Source organism: Bacillus sp. AR8-1 (genome assembly GCF_008042345.1).
In the GTDB taxonomy this organism is placed as follows: Bacteria; Bacillota; Bacilli; order Bacillales; family Bacillaceae_G; genus Bacillus_A; species Bacillus_A cereus.
In genome coordinates, this window is sequence record NZ_QNUB01000019.1 from 61,620 (window position 1) to 80,256 (window position 18,637).

Sequence of the window (18,637 nt, forward strand, 5' to 3'; positions counted from 1 at the left end):
AGAAAAAACCTACTTACAGCAGTAGGCACCTATCTTTATTGTATTCATTTTTCATATATTTGTCATCTAAACGAAACGTACATCCGATAGACATCTGCTAAAAACTGCTGAAATTTAATACCTTGTTTCCCTAATACATTCTCAGGATCAATCTTTCTAGCTGGATCAAGCGTTTTATGTGACACGATATCTTTTTTCGGATTTAAGCCAAAATTTTGGCATAAATACGCATGATACCATGTAAAACGATTATATGCTTCCCAAAAGTTAACATCACCGCCATAACAAAGTTCCACTCCAATGGCCGCCTTATTCGCGTCATAGCCGTATAAGTCATTATCCGTCGGCACACCATATCGAACATGATATGCAACTTCATTTATAGGAATAATCTCCAATATTGTTTTATCATCTATAAATGTATGCGCCGAAGCTTTCGGTTGTAATTCATTAAAGTAATCTCGATTTCCTATCGCATTGCTTCCAGGATTCCCCGTATCATGACTTACAATAAATCTCACTTTAGTTAGAGGAATCCCCGGTCGTGAACTTCCATATCCTATATAGTTGCGCTCTATAGGAAACATCGCCATTGCTACCAACTCCCGCTCTAGAAGATTACCTTACTTCCTTATATATGTATTCGGTAGCAATGTCCTTATCGCATATTTCTTACGCGAAGAGAAAATCGAAAATATTTGAAGTGAACACCATAAACAACAAGATACTTACAGCCACTCCATAAAAACCGTAAAACCAAACACAATCTTCTTTCGTATCTAAACCGAAAAATTTGTTTACCGATTGTAATAATGTGCCACGCTTGCTTTGTTTGTTTCGTAATACTTCCACTCGCTCTACAACATCTGCTGGCATCATAAATCTTTGGTCTACTGTCATTTTCATCATTTATCTCTCCTTAAAATCATTTCCGTTTTGTTTATCTAAGGAGAGTATAGCACGTTTGTTCGCATAGAACAAGCGTTCTTTTTATTTTTATTTTATTTTTCAGCAAGCCAAGTAAAAATTGAGATTACACCGGCAATAATCGGCCCTACTACAACCATACCAAATATCAAAAACAGTAGCCCTTCCCCGAATATCCGAACAGTACTTATTTTTCGAGCTTTCACCGTTCTTGCAAGTTCTCCCTCTAACCTCTTAACCTTTTCTTCTAATTGTTCTACTCGTTCCAGCATTTCATTCTCCATATACAACACCTCATTTAATACTTCAACAAAAAAACGTGATTCCCTCGAAAGGAAATCACGTTTTCTCAAGATATAATATTTTATACCCAACCTCTGAAGCGGCTTGCTTCAGCCATTTTACGAACACCAATCATGTACGCCGCTAAGCGCATGTTCACTTTACGAACTTGTGCTGTTTCATAAATAGAATCAAATGATTTTACCATTACTTTTTCTAAACGTTGTTCTACTTCTTCTTCAGTCCAGTAGTAACCTTGGTTATTTTGTACCCACTCAAAGTAAGATACCGTTACACCACCAGCACTTGCTAATACGTCTGGAACAAGTAAAATTCCGCGATCTGTTAAAATTTTAGTCGCTTCTAATGTTGTTGGACCATTTGCAGCTTCAACAACGATTTTCGCTTTAATATCATTAGCATTTTCTTCTGTAATTTGGTTCTCAATTGCAGCTGGAACTAAAATATCGCAATCAAGCTCTAACAATTCTTTGTTTGAAATTGTATTGTTAAATAGCTTTGTTACTGTACCGAAGCTATCACGACGGTCTAATAAATAATCAATATCTAATCCGTTTGGATCATGTAAAGCGCCGTAAGCATCTGAGATTGCAATAACTTTCGCACCTGCATCATGCATAAATTTAGCTAAGAAGCTACCAGCATTACCGAACCCTTGAACAACAACGCGTGCACCCTTAATATCAATGCCACGTTTTTTCGCAGCTTCGCGAATACAAATTGTTACACCTTTCGCAGTTGCTGTTTCACGTCCATGTGATCCACCTAATACAAGCGGTTTACCTGTAATAAATCCTGGTGAATTAAATTCATCAATACGGCTATACTCATCCATCATCCATGCCATAATTTGAGAGTTTGTGAATACATCTGGAGCTGGAATATCTTTCGTCGGACCTACGATTTGGCTAATTGCTCGTACATAACCGCGGCTTAATCTTTCTAACTCACGGAATGACATTTCACGTGGATCACAGATAATTCCACCCTTACCTCCACCATATGGTAAATCAACAATACCACATTTTAAACTCATCCAGATTGAAAGTGCTTTCACTTCATTTTCTGTTACATTCGGATGGAAGCGAATTCCACCTTTCGTTGGACCAACAGCATCATTATGTTGTGCACGATATCCTGTAAATATTTTAACAGTCCCGTCATCCATACGAACTGGTATTTTCACTGTCATCATACGAATTGGTTCTTTTAATAATTCATATACTTCGTTTGGATAACCCAATTTTTCTAACGCTTCACTAATAACAATTTGTGTTGAATTCAATAGTTCAAAATGTTGTTCCCTTTGTTGTTGTGTTTTTGTTTGAGTTCCCTTTTCGGCTACCATAGTAAGTAAACCCCCTGTAATTTCACTTGTTTAGTAAACCTTCATTGCCTAGTATACACCCTTAAATTTGGAATGCAATAGAAAACGCTAACAAATATATACAAACTATTTTCTGTTGCAAGCGTTTTCACTATTATTATAGTCCTTTTATTACTTTTAGAAAAGTAAAATACTTAAATATTTAAATATTTTTTATTTTCCTCAGCGACGCTCCCATAAAACTGCATATTTTATTTTCAAAAAGTATGTTCGCGTATTTACTATCATCCCTTCCCTTATCCAAATAAAAACAAAACCTCAGCTATGTTGTATTAGCTGAGGTTTTGTTTTTTCACAAAGTAATTGTGTATTTGTTCTATTGCTTTAAAATCCATTAATTCTTTACCGTACTCCATGATGCGATAAATAGTTGCTGTAGACGGATTGCCGTATTCCGCTAAAATAGCTATAAAATCCGCTTTTAACAATTGAATTTGTTCCTCTTCTTCCACCCAAAGATAGAAGCGCTCATCCCACGTATATAGCTTTCCGCCAGTTACACCAAGGTTATATAAGCGATTCGACAGGTTAATTATGTCATCTAGCGTAGCAAACTCATATAATATATGTTCACTTTCATCTAGAGTCACTTGCATTTCAATAAACTCGTCACGGAACTCATCATCCGTATCAATTTCTTGATTTTCTTTCGTTACAATTACAACCATCCCTTGTGCTTGTAGAGAAAACACTTCAACTGCAATCGGACCATCTGCTTCAAATCCTAATTCCTTATTTGCTTCTTGCATCATATCACGAAATAATTGCTGTACTTTCGGCGCATTTCTCCATAAATCTTCTTTCGTTAATCCTCGTTCAGATAAATCATCAAATGTTAGAAAAATTTTTATCTTATTGTAATTTAATCGTTCCAGCCTCATCTCATACCCTCCCTACGTAACCAATGCATCTAATTTTTATTATATGAAATAGAAAATAGATGGTTCTTTTCGAACAACTATTCCGACATTTTTAACCATTCATCCCATTCTTCTTTCGTATCACCAATTAAGATTGTTTCAATGTCCAACTGGTTTAGAACGCCTAGCTTTCCGATAAATCCAACAGAAAGAGATTCCCTTTTTTCTTGTAATACATTTATAAAGTTCATCGTCTTTTTCATTTCTAGTTCGTCAGCAAAAGATACAAATACATATTTCGGCTGTATTTCCTCTACCGCTGACAACATACCATCTTCAGCTAAGCTTGTCCTAATATATATCGCCTCATATCCTTTTAAGCGTAAATAAGTTGAAAAAATAAATCCTTTCAATGCATTCTTTTCTAACACAATAACTTTGTGTAAAGAAGAAAACATTGAGGCATTGTGATACACCATCCCTAGACGCGTTTGTAAAAATGATAGTGCATATTGAAATTGCACCATTGAAATCTCATTATTATTTTTTGACGTTAATAATTTGTCTGTCACTCGAAGAACGATACTGGCAACAACCTTTTCTGTTGAATATATACTAAAAGCTTCGTTTAATAATGCAGCAATTGTAATTTCATCAAATTTTAACAAAGCTTGTAGCAAATCGTCCACTAAAACAACTTCTTTATCGAAATGTATCTCTTTTTGAACTGTACTCTGCAAACGATTCTCTTCTAATAACTGAACTGCTTGTCCAATCATCATACCGGAAGAAACTTTTTCCATTAACCATTTTAAAATTTGAATATGCTCTTCTGTATATAAACGATGCCCAGCTTGATTCCGCTTTGGGGAAATAATTTGATATCGTCTTTCCCATGCGCGAAGCGTACTCGGCTGAACTCCAATTATATTTGAAACAGCTTTTATATTATATTTTCCACTAAGAGTTGGCATCATTTCCCTCCGCACAATGTAATAATATGTGTTTGAGCAGGCGCTCGGAAACGAAGTGGTATCAATGTTGTTCCGTACCCATTACTAACAAAGAGAATCGTATTCAAATGGTTATATACGCCACCTTTTAAATATTTTTTAGATGGGAATAATCGGATTTGTCCTCCATGCGTATGTCCACTTAATACAAGTGAAATCTGTTCATTTCCAGACATCTTTTTTATTATATCAGGGTTGTGACTAACTAAGATACGAAAACCATCTTCTTTACAATCCGCCAATGCCAAATCTAAACGATCACGGTGCAATCCAACATCATCTATACCGAGCAAACAAATTTTCTCGCCTAATTCAGACTCAAATACCACTCTTGTATTATCTAAAACTTTTACGTTATTTTCTAATAATAAAGCATCTAATTCATGATATTCTATCTCATAATCATTGTTTCCCCACACAAAATATACAGGAGCTATCTCTCTTAACTTTTGAATATTGGCAGAGATTTTTGATAAAGAGACTCCTTTCTCGGCTAAATCTCCTCCGATAATTACGAGATCTACTTTTCCTTTTACTTGTTCAATTAACAAATTCGAAATGACTCTTCTATGAATATCAGAAATAAAAAACACATTTACTTTTTGAAAACTTTTCGGAAATTCTTTAAATACTAAAGTATGTTCCAACACTGTATTACGCATCGCTTCTTTATACATCACAAGAAGTAATAAAATCCCCATTCCTATGAGAGTACTGAATAATATAATCCATATCATATTTTTTACTCCCCTCATCATAAAGATAACCCTAGGCTTTTATAACAAACTGCGTTCGCCTAATTCACTAGCTCTCTTGCTTTGTGGACTTATCTTTTATCGGAATTTTTAATTCTTGACCTGCACTCACTTCATCTTCTTGCAAGTTATTATACTTTTTAATTACTTCAACCCCATTTTCATCTGAAAAATATTGCTTCGCTATACTTTCTAAAGTTTCTCCCTCTTTCACAGTATGCGTTATCGCTTTTTCAGACTGTTTCTGCGACTCAGATTTAGCTGAATCAAAGAAGATTACTTCAAACGCACTTTTCCCGGCATTATTACTATCGCCCTTCACCTGAATATATTTATCCGTATACCACAAAATACTAATCGGCAGCAGAATGAATAGAAATGTTAAAACCCGGACGAAAATATGATTTATTTTAAACTTTTGTTTTTTCTCTTTATTTCTATGAATTTCACTACGCGGCGGTAAACTTTCTTTTTCTTCTACTCGCTCAACTTCTAATTCCTCTTCAAAATCAGGAATTCGTTTCCTCATGTTGTTCACCACCACCTTCCATTTATTTTCTTAATTGGAGTCCCATTATAAAATCAACAAGAAAGTGTGCAAAGATTGTTATAAACAAATTCCCTGTCCATTCAAATACATAACCAAAGACAAAACTAATGAAACAGACGAAACAAAACAAAAATGGCTTTGTTATATAACGAATATGTAACACTGCAAATACGAAACTCGCAATTACAATTCCAAAATGAGTCTGCACTACACCTCTAAATAAAAATTCTTCTGCAAAACCGATTACGAACGTAATAATGAGTAAATGCAGAACCGACATTCCTCGAAACATCTTATCGTTAATACCACCATCATCAAACCAAGACTCTGGAAACACTCGCATTGCAACATAATCTAATAACACAATACCAATCGCTAACAAACCACCTATAATAAGTATAGATACTGGTTCCCATCTCCATAAATTAAACACTTCTTTTACATCTTGAAATAATATATATGCTAGTAAACAGCCAATACCGATAATAATTAACTGTGTTATATATAGATTCAGCCTTATTTCCTGCGGACTCATATCTTCAACATTATGCCTTTGAATGTTCATCATTCCCCCATCTTTTCTAGGCCGAAAAGCTTTTGTAACTCTGTTTCCCAATTATAGTCGAAATCCGATTGTTGCGCTCGTCTTTTTTTATAATCTTCTTTTGTAATACCACAATAATCACAGCAATTATTTAACTCTTTCTCTTTCCTATAACCGAACTGTTGCAACACATATTCACGTCTACATCCTTTAACTCGTATCCATGACTTCATATTTTCTAGCTCACTATATTTATTACGCAACCTTATTTCTACTTCAGCTATTAATCGGTTCATAATTTCATCTGACAAACTCTCTAATAATAATCTTCGTTGTTGTATAATTCCAACCTGTTCGAGATGATAACGAACGAAACGCCAATATTGCTCATTAAATCTTGCTGCATTATAACAAATTTCTTCTACATCTTCTATTGGTAATTCTTTCGTTTGAAACATTCTTTCTTGTAGTAAAGAAAATAAAAATTGTATTTGCGACTTACTTGGCAATTCATCCTCAATGATTGAAATTGGTAAATCATGATCCAACGGACTACACAATAAAATAGCTATACTCGGTTCGCCATCTCTTCCAGCTCTTCCGATTTCTTGTAAGTAAGAAGCTATATTAGTTGGATAATGAAAATGAATAATATATTGCGTATTCGCCTTATTTACCCCCATACCAAATGCACTTGTACATATTACAAGCTGCAATTGATCGTTCATAAACTGTTGTTGAATTAACATACGCTCTTCATGTTCCATACCACCATGATAAAAAGCTACACCAGTAACACCTTTTCCTCTCAAGTATTCCGTTAACCTTTCTGTCCACGCTCTACTTGAACAATATACAATTCCCGGCCCTTGTAAATACATCACCTGCTCCAAAAGCGCCTCTTTCTTTTCTTCTATCGTCTCTACAAATTGCACCTCCATCGCAATATTAGGACGGTCAATAGAGTATACATGTTCCGCGGCACCCTTTAAATTTAAACTGTCTGCGATATCTTGTAGTACCCCTTTTGTCGCTGTGGCTGTCAATGCTAATACTGTAGGAGAACCAATATTTTCAATAACTACATTTAGTTTCTTATAGTCCGGTCTAAAATCATAACCCCATTGAGAAATACAATGAGCCTCATCAACAACAAATAATGAAATATGAATTTTCTTCAATTCCCTAATTAATAACTCCGACTGTAACATCTCTGGTGAAACAAAAATAAATTTATATGAAGATAATTTTTTCATCGCTTCCCTTTTTTCATTTAATGTCCGAAAACTATTAAATGCTATCACTCGGTTTTTCACAACATACTTTAATTGTGTCACTTGATCTTCCATTAAAGATAATAACGGTGATACAACAAGCACTGTTCCTTCTCGCATAAGCCCCGGAAACTGATAGCACATAGATTTCCCTCTTCCAGTCGGAAGCATTGCTATCACATCTTTTCCTTCTAATAAATCTGTAATAACTCCTTTTTGACCTGGACGAAATTCAGAATATCCAAACCACTTATATAAATATTCTTCAAGTTTCATTTACACCCTCCATCCGCGCTAATACAAGACGAACTTCAAAATAAGAGATATCTTCTCCAACAGCTTGTTTCAAAACACGTAACTTCCGCGTTTGTAATGCTTCAATTACTTTTATTACTTTGTCTATCTTTTCTTTTTCCATAAACATTTCAATAGAAAAATCTTTTTCTCGCAAAGCAATTTCAACAAAATGATCTTCTATCGTTGCAACCTTTAAATTCCGAATCGTCGCTATTTCTTCTAAAGAACGCCCTTGTCTCCAAAAATTATATGTTTTTTTCGTGGATAAACTAAATAATTCAGCTCTCTCATTTGGATAAGATATAATTTCAGCTAATAGTGGAAATTCATTTTCTTTATCACGAACTTCTTGTATAAAGAAATGCATTGTACCCCAAAATAAAAAATACACCCTGAATATATCTTGTTTCGTAATTTCTGCTAATTGTTGCAATGTACAACCAATACGTTCATAGCCCGTTAGTCGATATGTTACAATCGTCGCTTCTATCGCATTACTCTTTTCCAAAAGATTATGTACTTCCGTCCATAGTTTCCTCGCCAACTCACTTCTTTTATATGGCCTTCCTGTTAGAAAACGTTTTACCCACATCATTATTTCTGTATCTTGTTGAATTGGGATAAACTTCGTATTATTCTGTTGTAAATTTGATATGGTTTGAATAATCAATGATAATCTTTTCCAAAATGTTTCACCTAATTCACCATAATGTAAACCATGCAAATGTGCTGGAAAAGCATAAACTTCCTCCCATTTATGTAACTGCATTTTACCCGTAGGTGTTAACACATATGTATTTTCATGTATTTCTTGAATAAAATCCGCTTGCAACAACTTTACAACTTCACCATCATAGTCATTTCTATTTAATGATTTATATATTCCGAATAAAAAAGAAATCCGGAACATATTTCCATCTTGTAAAGTTTGCGAAGAACGTTTGCCCTTTAGTAAATAATAAATAGAAGAAACGGTTCTTTCACCATTCAATTGTTTTAAACAATGCAACAAAGTATATTGTATTTGCATGACCGCTTCCACCTTCCAATCTTAACTTCATTCTTTTCAGTACAATTACACTTTCTACTGTCGCTCATTAAACTTATCATATAAGAACTATATACTTGTATATATTCTATTGTATCAAACGAAATCACATTTACGTATTTTGAAAATCTTATGAAATAATTCAAAAATAAGTTGACACTCTAATTGATAAGCATTATCATTATAATTTTATGTTGAAAAGTTTCACAAACCGTTTTACAATAAGGTTATAATTTTTATGGCGAGCTTTTCACATACATATTATCAGGAGGGAAAAAAGATGGCAAAATATACAATCGTTGATAAAGATACTTGTATTGCATGTGGTGCTTGTGGCGCTGCTGCACCAGACATTTATGACTATGATGATGAAGGTATTGCATTTGTAACATTAGACGATAACCAAGGTATCGTTGAAATTCCAGATGTATTAATTGAAGATATGATGGATGCATTCGAAGGCTGTCCAACTGACTCAATTAAAGTTGCTGACGAATCATTCGACGGAGACGCTTTAAAATTCGAATAGTCTTTTATTAACTTCAAAAAACGCCCCTCATATTGATGAGGGGCGTTTTTTGTATCTAAATTTTATTTTCCTTAATAAAAAACCATTAGTAGTTCCACACTACTAATGGTTTTAATATATATTATGCATTTTTCATTTTTGCAAACACCCATACTTTCAGGCGTGAGAATAATGCTACAAATACAATTGTTACAACAATTCCTTTAATTAAATTAAATGGTAAGATTGCCGTTACAACCGTTGTTCTGATAGCTTCGCTAGACATAGCCGGTGAATTTAAAAACCAAGTGTAAGCCGGGAATATGATGATGTAGTTTAATACACTCATAATAAGTGCCATTGTAATTGTCCCTAGCATTAATCCTGTCGTTAAACTCTTCACAGTACGATACTTTCTAAATAAGAAAGCTGCTGGTCCAATAAATAAACATCCTGCAATAAAGTTTGCAATTTCTCCAACTGGTACTCCTGTTAAACTTCCCTGAATCCCGTAATGTAAAATGTTCTTTATCGCCTCTACAATCACTCCTGCTACTGGTCCAAAGATAATTGCTGCAATTAGAGCTGGTACATCACTAAAATCAATTTTCAAAAATGGCGGAAGCCCTGGGAACGGGAAATCCAACATCATTAGTAAATATGCAATACTACTTAGCATCGCTACACTCACCATCTGCACTACACTGTTTTTTTGTTTCATCTTTCTCTCTCCTTTTCCATCGATCATCTCATGGAAAGTGGAAAGGTTCTGCTATGCCTATTTTTTCATAGAACGAAAAAACCCTTTGTGTTTTACACAAAGGGAGAATTTAAGGCACATCAAACAGACGTTCAAATCCATATCTTTTTTGAACGCTTGAACCTCCATCTTCTCCCATCCAGACTATACTGTCGGCTTTGGAATCACACCAAATCCTGCCTTAACGGCTCGCGGGCTTAGAACAAAATCATAAATAGTTCATCACCGCCGGTCGGGATTTTCACCCTGCCCCGAAGATAGACCGATATTCTATTTTCCCCTTCATTATACAACAACCTCATAACATTGTGAACTAAAAAATTGTAACTTATTTAAAATTAGTTATTTATTTTTCGTAACAACAAATGAATTGCGAAATATTTTACAATACAATCCATATTTTTTATTATTCGGCATTTCTCTTTTGAATTACCTAGTCATATATAATTAAAAGTGATAAGATATTGAATTGTTAAGATAAGAACATTTTCTGAGTTATGGAGGAAATGTCATGAAAAAAGAAAAGAGACATTCTATTCGAGAAGCAATGAAAAAAAACTTAAGAAAAGAATACTTTTACTTAAAAAAAGAATTACTTTTCTACTGCCCAATTGATTTAGGTACATTCTCAAACGAGACATACTATGCTACTTTCGATGAAGATGGCATCAGTATTTATCAGTATGATAAGAAAACAGAAAGTAAATTAAAATTGTGTGAGCGTCATCCGTGGAAGAGTTGGAGTAAAGTGAAGATTGATCACTATTTGACAACTTCTCAATTTATTTTTCAGGGTGAGCGAAATTGGATCTTATCTCTTTTTCAAAAAGGAAAAGAAGCTCAAAAAATTATTGAAGAGCATACATCTTTACAAACAGAAGTTGTTTCCCGCTCTTTCTTAAAAAAACTTCCTGGCTTTCGTTCTAATACACCACTGAATAAATACATCGGTAGCATTTGTTACACTGCACTTATTGCATTTTTATTAAAATGGATGATTCCATTTCAAGCACCACAAATCGCTCTGTATTCTATTTCGATTGGTTGTATGCTTCTTGGCCTACTTTGTTTGACAATCGGTTTAATTGAACCGACTATCGTACTGTTTCGAACAAAAGAGAAAACAAGAACAAAAGTTTTTTACTTATATAGCTATTTAGCTATTTCTGGATTTATATGTGTCTTTATTTTTTGGTAAAAGAAACCGTCCCAAAATAAATTTTGGGACGGTTTTCTTTTAAATATAGATACTCTAATTCACTCAATACTTCTAGGAGAAGCGCCCATATAATTTCATTTACATTGAACCTTATTTAAGAATATTCAAAGTTTAATTTTTGAGACGTTGCCTTTACTTAACATATAATTGTTGATTAGGATAAATTAGCTCTTGCTGCAATCCATTTTTTTCTTTAATTTCCTTAAGTGTCATACTAAATTTCCGTGCAATACTAACTAAAGTATCCCCTTTTTGTACGACATATAATGATGAAGAAACAACTTCATTTCTTTGTTCACTTAAAACAAGCAATGGGTTCATCGCATTCTTTTTCGCCATCGTCCATCTTCCTTGATGAAGTTCTAGATGTAAGTGTGCACCTCGCGATTCTCCCGTGTTCCCTACTTCTCCAATTTTTTCTCCTTTTGAAATATAATCCCCTTGAACTACATATCTCTTATTTAAATGTGCATACACAGCCTCATATTCTCCATGTTTAATAAATATAACGTTTCCATAACTACTTGAATAATAAGACTTTGTTACCTTCCCTTCTTGAATAGCTGACACAGGCGTGCCGATCGGTGCCGCTATATCTATACCGTAGTGTTTTCCGTGTCTTGTCCCAAAATAATCACTTATCTGTCCTTCAACAGGCCATGCCCATTGATTTCCCTCTGCGTACACATGTAATTGAGATAAAAACAGTACTGTCAATAACATAACGCCGTATTTTAAAACTTTCATATACATCCTCCGTTTTCTAATTACCACCATACCTTCTCTATTTTGGTATATTACAGAAAAAAGTATACAAAAAAGAAAGTGAATCACTCCACTTCCTTCTCTTTCTTATCACGAAAAACGATTGCACTGCGATTATACTCTACATCTTTTACTTGTAATCGAGCGTTTATTACTCTAGCTACTGCAAATAAATAGTCAGATAATCTATTTACATACTTTAGAACAACTTCATTTATTTTTCCTTCTTTTTGTAAGGACACGATACATCGTTCTGCTCGCCTTACAACTGTACGTGCAATATGAATAGCAGCTGCCGACTCGCTTCCACCTGGTAAAATAAAGCGCTCTAGCGGCGGTGCTTCTTCTATATACGAATCAATCCTACTTTCTAAGTTTTCGACCATTTCAATTTTTACTTTATAAGGTATCTTCTCACCTACTATCGCCAAGTCTCCCCCGCAATCAAATAGTTCATGTTGAATCGTTTCAAGTTCATTGTAAATATCTCCGAAAGGCCCGCCTTGTAGTTTAGTCATTGCATATCCGATATGAGAATTCGCCTCGTCTATTGTTCCATACGCTTCCACACGGATATCATCTTTATCAACCCTACCACCTATTACACTTGTCGTTCCTTTATCTCCTGTTTTTGTATATAATTTCATTTCTTCACAGCACCTCTCTTGTTATTCTTTATTCGAGCAACATAGAAAAAAGTTCTACCATTCTTTATTTAATTGAGTTTACAAAAAAATAAAAAACAGCAGAACTTTATTCATTATCAACTTTAAAAACGTATATCTAAATTATACGATTCGGTAAATAGACAGAGAATGCAGTTCCTTCTCCAACAACACTTGATACAGAAATTTTACCATCATGGCCTTGAACAATATTTTTCGCAATCGCAAGCCCGAGTCCTGTTCCACCTTTTTTCCCACGTGTTCTTGCTTTATCAGCTTTATAGAAACGATCAAATAAAAATGGAATATCTTCTTCTGGAATACCAACGCCCGAATCTTGTACTTCAAAAATGAGACCATTATTTTTCGTATCAATTACAAGTGTTACATGTCCGCCTGCGTTCGTATGACGTATTGCGTTATCAATTAAATTCGTCAATACTTGTTCCATACGATCTGCATCAAACGGGTATTGTTCAATTGGATTTTTGAAATCAATTGTTAGTTCAACTTCTTTATCCTTTGCAATCCCTTGGAATTTACGACCAATTTTTTCAACAAACGGATGTATGTCCACTTCACCTATATGTAACTCTACATTACCACTTTCCATGCGTGCTAAATCTAATAATTCATTTACAAGTTTACCTAAACGAACGGATTCATCATAAATGATTTGAACAAACTCATTAATTTCTTCTTTCGTTTGCACAATATCATCTAAAATTGCTTCACTATACCCTTGCAGCATGACCATCGGTGTACGAAGTTCATGCGATACATTCGCAATAAAGTCTTGACGCATCTTTTCAAGACGACGTTCTTCCGTCATATCTCGCAGTACTGCTACAGCCCCGCGAATTTTCGTTTGATTGTAGAGCGGCGTCATAAGAACTACATAGTTCCCTTTTTGTAAATTAATTTCAACAACTTGTTGTTGTTCGCTTTCTACAACGAGATGGAATAGTTCAACAAGTTCAGAAGGCAGTTTTTTACTGAGCTCTATCTCTTTTTCTTCTTGCCAAACTTGTAAGAAATGTTCAGCCGGTGGATTGATTACTACAACTTCCCCTTCTTGATTTAATGTAATAACCCCATCTGCCATACTACTCAAAATACTTGCTAACTGTTCTTTCTCTTGCTGCAGGGCATTCATATTAAACTTCAACTGTTTCCCCATTTGATTTAAGGCCGTTGCAAGCTCACCAATCTCGTCCTGAGATACCATAGGGGCTTTCGCATCAAACTTCCCACGCGACACTTCAAAAGCAACCTCACGCATTTTACGAAGTGGTGCTGTAATTCGAGTAGATAAGAAGAATGCAAAGAAAGTTGTTAATATAATCGCAATCCCTGCTGATAAGAATATAAAATCAGTCGTTCTTTCCATACCTTGTATCGGCACTTGTAAAGATTCGTACACAAACACTGCACTTTGATTTTTTGATTGCACTGGTTTTCCGACAATCATAATATCATTTTCAGTATTTTTATTCTTTCTACTATTAGAGGCTTTTCTAATGTTATTCTTAATTTCTTTTTTGTCTGTAAACACAGCCGCTAATTCTTTATCTTCTTTTAAGTCATCCATTGTAAGAGTGACTAAGCCTTCTTGTTTCGGTGAAGAAGAGATTTCTTTACCATCTTCTACAATAATAATCCTTGAAAGTGGATCAGAGAATTTGTAAGCGATATTCTCAATCGTTTTTACATCGGCACCTTCTTCAATTAACTCTGAAACACTTGTTGCGACTTTTTGAAGCCTAGCTTCACTCATATCAACATAATACGTTCTAAAAAACTGTGAAAGTAAAATCGCAACAAATCCAAGAACAAACGAAACGAGAAGTAATATGGTCATCCATAACTTCCCTACTACACTTCTCCAAAGCATCAGTCGTTCACAACCTCAAATTTGTAACCTACACCCCAAACAGTAACAATCATTTTCGCTGCATCTGGTGATTTTTTGCTTAACTTCTCACGTAAACGCTTTACATGTGTATCAACTGTACGTAAATCTCCGAAGAATTCATATTGCCATACTTCTTTTAACAGTTGCTCACGATCGAATACTTTATCAGGAGCTTTCGCTAAAAATAATAGTAACTCATATTCTTTCGGCGTTAAGTTTACTTCATTACCATCTGCAGTAACACGGTGTGCATCGTTGTCAATTGTTAAGTGCGGGAATACAGTAACATCTTTTGTCGTTGTATCTTGTGTAAAGAATGTTGTTGGTACAGCACGACGTAATACCGCTTTCACACGTAGCACGACCTCACGTGGACTAAATGGCTTTACAATATAATCATCTGTTCCAACTTCAAATCCTTGTACTCTATTTACTTCTTCACCTTTTGCTGTCAGCATAATAATTGGTGTCGCTTTCTTCTCACGAACCCCTTTACATACTTCAATGCCATCTTTACCAGGCATCATAAGATCTAATAAGATTAAATCGTAATCATTTTGTAACGCCATTTCTAAAGCTGTATCACCATTATCTGCTTCTTCAATTGTGTATTGTTCTCTTTCTAAGTACATTTTCAATAAACGACGAATACGATCCTCATCATCTACAATTAAAATTCTTGATTCATTTTCCATCTCTACCCGCTGCGTACTCTCACTTCAGCGGTTCACACCTACCCTTCTTTACTATTATGTTGCGCTATTCTCGTTTATTTAAGCAATCTTCTAAATGTTTCACTTCCCATATTATGCTTCACAAGAATAATAAATTTTGTTCAATTTTTTTCCAAAACTATGTATTTTTTTTGAACAGTATATAATGTCCTCGACATCATTTTACAAAATCAACCGCTACTTTGTCATGTTTTTCTCAAAAAAGAAGAAAAGTTGACAAAAATAAAATAGGAAAGTGACATGCACTCTCCTATTTTATTTCTCTATGCATATGAATGTAAACCGGCAATAATTAAGTTTACTACAATAAAGTTAAACATAATAATTGCAAAACCAATTACTGCAAGCCAAGCTGATTTCTCTCCATGCCACCCTTTAGATAATCGTAAATGTAGTACTGCAGCATAAAAGAGCCACGTTATAAGTGCCCAAACCTCTTTCGGATCCCAGCCCCAAAAACGCGTCCACGCTATTTGAGCCCAAATCATTGCAAAAATTAACGCTCCTAATGTGAAAACTGGGAATCCAATTGCAATAGATCGATATCCGATTTCATCTAGTAAATCACTATTCGTATTCTTTACTAACGGCTGAAGTGCTGCCGATACTCGCTTCCGTAAAACAAGTCTTAATACAATATAAAGTAATGTTCCAACTAACACTGACCAAATAACAGTATTTAATTTCTTCGCATTTACAATCGCTGGAACTTCAACTGCCGGTTCTAATTTATTTTCTGTCAGTAACTTCCCTTCATGCGGTCCAACTAAAGCCGGAAGATTGTACTTCATTTCCAGTTGCTGTTCATTTTTATCAACCCATTGAAACTTCGCTTCATATTTCATACTAGAAAATACCGTTGTTACTCCAATAAATCCAACTGTACAAACAAGTGTAAATACTACCGTCTCTAGCCAAAATGTCCGTTTACTTCTCGTTGATTGATCTACATTTTTTAATAAATACATAACGCCCGTAATAAAACTAATCGCTAAAATTGCTTGTCCTGCTGCTGCAGTCGTCACGTGAATATGTAACCAATTACTTTTTAAAGATGGAATAAGCGGAGATATTTCCCTCGGAAACATACTTGCATAGGCAATTAATAAAAGCGCAACTGGTAATGCAAATAGTCCAATTATACTTACACGGTACATAAAATACATTACAATAAATGCTCCTACAAGCATCATGCCGAAAAATGTACCGAATTCAAAAAAGTTACTAACTGGTGCATGCCCTGATGCGATCCACCTTGTAACAAAATATACTGTTTGTGCTATAAACCCTAAAATTGTAATTGTTATTCCTACATTTGCCCATTTATGACCCTTTTCTTTAATGGCTCCACCAAAAAATAGAGTCGCAATTAAATATAAAATAAATGCGGTAAAGAGAAAGTTACTACTTATTTGCACCATATCGTTTCCCCACCTTAACTAATTTTTTTATCGACTACTTTATCGCTTGGCTGCGGAATTGCTGTACCTTCTAGTACTCTCTCAATATCTTTCTTTAAACCGAACCAATTTTTATTCGTATGCCCTGCAATCCACCATTCATCATTAACGCGTTGTATCCAAATACGGCGATGATTCCAATACATACCTTGAATCACACCGACCATAAATATAAATCCTCCAACACCGAGAATCCAAAGCGTTAAATCTTTTCTTACAGTAAGCGCTGTCGCATTTTGCATTTCCACACCTGCAAAGGACATTTTATATTTGTTGTTTCCATCAGGTTCTATATTTTGCTGAATACCAACAAAACTCACTTCACCATCTGGTGTTTCAGGTGTAAACATTTTAAATACAAATGCAGGATTGTTCGGTAATTTCGTTTTTGTATTTGGTTTTCCATTCTCATCAAAATAAAAATCAGGAAAATAGCTTAATAGTTCTAGAGAATAACCATTTCCTAAATCATATTTTTCCTTAGGATTCGTTAAATCTACTTTAATCGGTCCCCATTTTTGATTATTTTCTTTATTTTGCAAGTTGAAGGACATACTTTTAAATTCACTTTCTTTATAATCCACTTGATACACTGCAAATTGATCAAATTTCAGTGGTTCATTTACTCGAATTTCCGCTTCTTTTACTTTTTCCAACTTTGGTTTTTGCCCTGCTATATTTTCGCCCACAGCTTTATATAATACAGCATTCGTTTGGAAGTTTTTCGCAATCATTTTATCGCCTACACGATCAATCGCTTCCTCAAAAACTTCCTTGTCCTTACTTTTATCATAAACTTCTTTTATAAATTTCTCGTTTTTTAAGTAGTATTGTCCATCCGTCCCTGGTATTTCTTTCGTTTCACCATCACGTAACCAAAGTGCTTCGTCTACGTACATACTCGGTAAAAAACGAAGCATCGCACCGAATAAAAAGATAATAAGACCGATATGATTTACATATGGACCCCAACGCGAGAAGCGTCCCTTTTCTGCTAAAACGTTTCCGTCTTCCACTTTCACGTTATAGTTTCTTTTCTTTAAATTCTTTTGCACTCTTTCCAGGTCACCATCTTTCGGTGTACCAGTCCCATATAATCTCTGTCTCTTTAAAAAGCTAGGATGTCTTTTTACGCCTTGCTTTTTTAAAGCTTTATAAAGTGGAATAACGCGGTCTAAACTACATATCACAAGTGAAATACCGATAGAAGCAATCAAAATCATATACCACCATGAACCGTATAAATTATTAAATCCTAATTGATAGTATAATTGCCCTAAAAATCCGTATTCTTGTTTATAATATTCAGCTGGTGCAATCCCTGGAGTTATGTACATTTCTTGCGGAAAAATAGTTCCTATCGCTGATGCAGCTAAAGTTATTACGATTAGCCATACACCCACTTTTACAGAAGAGAAAAAGCTCCAAATTTTATCGACTATCGTTTTTGTTTGCGTGAGAGATCTCCGTGCACTCCCCTCATAGCGCATATCCAATAGTTTTGCATTTTCATTGCTTTCAAATGGTTTCCCGCAAGCTTCACAAAAAACGGTTCCTATCGGATTAACATGTCCACATTCACATTTAATTTCTTTCAACACTCTCACCGCCCTGTCTCTATATGTACTATTGTATATTCTAACCTCAAGTTAC

The 18,637-nt window shown here is 34.7% G+C and carries 20 protein-coding genes and 1 riboswitch; of the genes, 2 read left to right on the forward strand and 18 right to left on the reverse strand.

Annotated elements, in window-relative coordinates:
* Nucleotides 1–62: 62 nt before the first annotated feature.
* From DN400_RS15370 to DN400_RS15420, 11 genes are all read right to left on the reverse strand, one after another.
* Entirely contained in the window at nt 63–593 is a 531-nt protein-coding gene (locus DN400_RS15370) for a peptidoglycan recognition protein family protein (RefSeq protein ID WP_001240655.1), read from the reverse strand.
* A 79-nt stretch (nt 594–672) separates the two neighbouring features.
* Nucleotides 673–909, reverse strand: coding sequence for a DUF3961 domain-containing protein (locus DN400_RS15375; protein ID WP_001983018.1), 237 nt, complete (start codon nt 907–909; stop codon nt 673–675).
* Between the two features lie 92 nt (nt 910–1,001).
* On the reverse strand, nt 1,002–1,211 hold the full coding sequence (locus tag DN400_RS15380) for a hypothetical protein (RefSeq protein ID WP_147801734.1): 210 nt from the start codon (nt 1,209–1,211) through the stop codon (nt 1,002–1,004).
* A gap of 80 nt (nt 1,212–1,291) precedes the next feature.
* Nucleotides 1,292–2,578, reverse strand: a complete 1,287-nt coding sequence (gene gudB / locus DN400_RS15385; protein WP_000225172.1) for an NAD-specific glutamate dehydrogenase — start codon at nt 2,576–2,578, stop codon at nt 1,292–1,294.
* 311 nt (nt 2,579–2,889) lie between these two features.
* Complete coding sequence (locus DN400_RS15390) at nt 2,890–3,498, reverse strand: genetic competence negative regulator (RefSeq protein WP_147801735.1); 609 nt, start codon at nt 3,496–3,498, stop codon at nt 2,890–2,892.
* A gap of 77 nt (nt 3,499–3,575) precedes the next feature.
* Nucleotides 3,576–4,451, reverse strand: coding sequence for a MerR family transcriptional regulator (locus tag DN400_RS15395; protein ID WP_139213199.1), 876 nt, complete (start codon nt 4,449–4,451; stop codon nt 3,576–3,578).
* Entirely contained in the window at nt 4,451–5,227 is a 777-nt protein-coding gene (locus DN400_RS15400) for a metallophosphoesterase (protein WP_000637796.1), read from the reverse strand. The genes DN400_RS15395 and DN400_RS15400 overlap by 1 nt, the downstream gene beginning before the upstream one ends.
* Nucleotides 5,228–5,294: 67 nt before the next feature.
* Nucleotides 5,295–5,774, reverse strand: a complete 480-nt coding sequence (locus tag DN400_RS15405) for a LysM peptidoglycan-binding domain-containing protein (protein ID WP_001231555.1) — start codon at nt 5,772–5,774, stop codon at nt 5,295–5,297.
* A 22-nt stretch (nt 5,775–5,796) separates the two neighbouring features.
* A complete protein-coding gene (locus tag DN400_RS15410) occupies nt 5,797–6,360 on the reverse strand; it encodes a CPBP family intramembrane glutamic endopeptidase (protein WP_001025783.1) in 564 nt (187 codons plus the stop codon).
* Nucleotides 6,360–7,889, reverse strand: coding sequence for an ATP-dependent DNA helicase RecQ (recQ, locus tag DN400_RS15415; RefSeq protein WP_000762977.1), 1,530 nt, complete (start codon nt 7,887–7,889; stop codon nt 6,360–6,362). The genes DN400_RS15410 and recQ overlap by 1 nt, the downstream gene beginning before the upstream one ends.
* Nucleotides 7,879–8,940, reverse strand: coding sequence for a YpbB family protein (locus tag DN400_RS15420; RefSeq protein WP_001167017.1), 1,062 nt, complete (start codon nt 8,938–8,940; stop codon nt 7,879–7,881). The genes recQ and DN400_RS15420 overlap by 11 nt, the downstream gene beginning before the upstream one ends.
* Nucleotides 8,941–9,238: 298 nt before the next feature.
* On the opposite strand from DN400_RS15420, the gene DN400_RS15425 reads away from it, so the two are divergent.
* A complete protein-coding gene (locus DN400_RS15425) occupies nt 9,239–9,487 on the forward strand; it encodes a ferredoxin (protein ID WP_001151993.1) in 249 nt (82 codons plus the stop codon).
* Nucleotides 9,488–9,608: 121 nt separating this feature from the next.
* Here DN400_RS15425 and DN400_RS15430 read toward each other — a convergent pair whose 3' ends face one another.
* Nucleotides 9,609–10,187: an ECF transporter S component gene (locus tag DN400_RS15430; RefSeq protein ID WP_000810856.1), complete on the reverse strand. Its 579-nt coding sequence runs from the start codon at nt 10,185–10,187 to the stop codon at nt 9,609–9,611.
* A 162-nt stretch (nt 10,188–10,349) separates the two neighbouring features.
* A riboswitch (FMN riboswitch) is annotated at nt 10,350–10,489 on the reverse strand.
* A gap of 248 nt (nt 10,490–10,737) precedes the next feature.
* Between DN400_RS15430 and DN400_RS15435 the strand changes: the two genes are divergently transcribed.
* Nucleotides 10,738–11,424 carry a hypothetical protein gene (locus DN400_RS15435; RefSeq protein WP_000711798.1) on the forward strand — a complete coding sequence of 229 codons (687 nt, stop codon included), beginning with the start codon at nt 10,738–10,740 and terminating at the stop codon, nt 11,422–11,424.
* A 153-nt stretch (nt 11,425–11,577) separates the two neighbouring features.
* Here DN400_RS15435 and DN400_RS15440 read toward each other — a convergent pair whose 3' ends face one another.
* The 6 genes from DN400_RS15440 to resB form a co-directional block, all read right to left on the reverse strand.
* Nucleotides 11,578–12,192, reverse strand: coding sequence for a peptidoglycan DD-metalloendopeptidase family protein (locus DN400_RS15440; protein ID WP_000866228.1), 615 nt, complete (start codon nt 12,190–12,192; stop codon nt 11,578–11,580).
* A gap of 83 nt (nt 12,193–12,275) precedes the next feature.
* Nucleotides 12,276–12,857 (reverse strand): cob(I)yrinic acid a,c-diamide adenosyltransferase, encoded by a 582-nt coding sequence (locus DN400_RS15445; RefSeq protein ID WP_000781271.1) that lies wholly within the window; start codon nt 12,855–12,857, stop codon nt 12,276–12,278.
* Nucleotides 12,858–12,993: 136 nt separating this feature from the next.
* On the reverse strand, nt 12,994–14,769 hold the full coding sequence (resE, locus tag DN400_RS15450) for a sensor histidine kinase ResE (RefSeq protein ID WP_147801736.1): 1,776 nt from the start codon (nt 14,767–14,769) through the stop codon (nt 12,994–12,996).
* On the reverse strand, nt 14,769–15,485 hold the full coding sequence (gene resD / locus DN400_RS15455) for a DNA-binding response regulator ResD (RefSeq protein WP_000426861.1): 717 nt from the start codon (nt 15,483–15,485) through the stop codon (nt 14,769–14,771). The genes resE and resD overlap by 1 nt, the downstream gene beginning before the upstream one ends.
* Nucleotides 15,486–15,787: 302 nt before the next feature.
* On the reverse strand, nt 15,788–16,945 hold the full coding sequence (gene resC, locus DN400_RS15460) for a cytochrome c biogenesis protein ResC (RefSeq protein ID WP_000250087.1): 1,158 nt from the start codon (nt 16,943–16,945) through the stop codon (nt 15,788–15,790).
* A 14-nt stretch (nt 16,946–16,959) separates the two neighbouring features.
* The gene (gene resB / locus DN400_RS15465; protein ID WP_098211387.1) at nt 16,960–18,585 is read right to left on the reverse strand and encodes a cytochrome c biogenesis protein ResB; all 1,626 of its coding nucleotides are present in this window, start codon (nt 18,583–18,585) and stop codon (nt 16,960–16,962) included.
* Nucleotides 18,586–18,637: the final 52 nt, after the last annotated feature.

Excerpts from the sequence above, each read along its gene's own strand:
- DN400_RS15390 (WP_147801735.1), bottom strand. The coding sequence starts at position 3,498 with ATGAGGCTGGAACGATTAAATTACAATAAGATAAAAATTTTTCTAACA.
- gudB (WP_000225172.1), bottom strand. The coding sequence starts at position 2,578 with ATGGTAGCCGAAAAGGGAACTCAAACAAAAACACAACAACAAAGGGAA.
- DN400_RS15440 (WP_000866228.1), bottom strand. The coding sequence starts at position 12,192 with ATGAAAGTTTTAAAATACGGCGTTATGTTATTGACAGTACTGTTTTTA.
- DN400_RS15445 (WP_000781271.1), bottom strand. The coding sequence starts at position 12,857 with ATGAAATTATATACAAAAACAGGAGATAAAGGAACGACAAGTGTAATA.
- DN400_RS15435 (WP_000711798.1), top strand. The coding sequence starts at position 10,738 with ATGAAAAAAGAAAAGAGACATTCTATTCGAGAAGCAATGAAAAAAAAC.
- DN400_RS15375 (WP_001983018.1), bottom strand. The coding sequence starts at position 909 with ATGATGAAAATGACAGTAGACCAAAGATTTATGATGCCAGCAGATGTT.
- DN400_RS15420 (WP_001167017.1), bottom strand. The coding sequence starts at position 8,940 with ATGCAAATACAATATACTTTGTTGCATTGTTTAAAACAATTGAATGGT.
- DN400_RS15380 (WP_147801734.1), bottom strand. The coding sequence starts at position 1,211 with ATGGAGAATGAAATGCTGGAACGAGTAGAACAATTAGAAGAAAAGGTT.
- resD (WP_000426861.1), bottom strand. The coding sequence starts at position 15,485 with ATGGAAAATGAATCAAGAATTTTAATTGTAGATGATGAGGATCGTATT.
- DN400_RS15395 (WP_139213199.1), bottom strand. The coding sequence starts at position 4,451 with ATGCCAACTCTTAGTGGAAAATATAATATAAAAGCTGTTTCAAATATA.
- DN400_RS15430 (WP_000810856.1), bottom strand. The coding sequence starts at position 10,187 with ATGAAACAAAAAAACAGTGTAGTGCAGATGGTGAGTGTAGCGATGCTA.
- DN400_RS15425 (WP_001151993.1), top strand. The coding sequence starts at position 9,239 with ATGGCAAAATATACAATCGTTGATAAAGATACTTGTATTGCATGTGGT.
- DN400_RS15405 (WP_001231555.1), bottom strand. The coding sequence starts at position 5,774 with ATGAGGAAACGAATTCCTGATTTTGAAGAGGAATTAGAAGTTGAGCGA.
- resE (WP_147801736.1), bottom strand. The coding sequence starts at position 14,769 with ATGCTTTGGAGAAGTGTAGTAGGGAAGTTATGGATGACCATATTACTT.
- recQ (WP_000762977.1), bottom strand. The coding sequence starts at position 7,889 with ATGAAACTTGAAGAATATTTATATAAGTGGTTTGGATATTCTGAATTT.
- DN400_RS15410 (WP_001025783.1), bottom strand. The coding sequence starts at position 6,360 with ATGAACATTCAAAGGCATAATGTTGAAGATATGAGTCCGCAGGAAATA.
- DN400_RS15370 (WP_001240655.1), bottom strand. The coding sequence starts at position 593 with ATGGCGATGTTTCCTATAGAGCGCAACTATATAGGATATGGAAGTTCA.
- DN400_RS15400 (WP_000637796.1), bottom strand. The coding sequence starts at position 5,227 with ATGATATGGATTATATTATTCAGTACTCTCATAGGAATGGGGATTTTA.
- resC (WP_000250087.1), bottom strand. The coding sequence starts at position 16,945 with ATGGTGCAAATAAGTAGTAACTTTCTCTTTACCGCATTTATTTTATAT.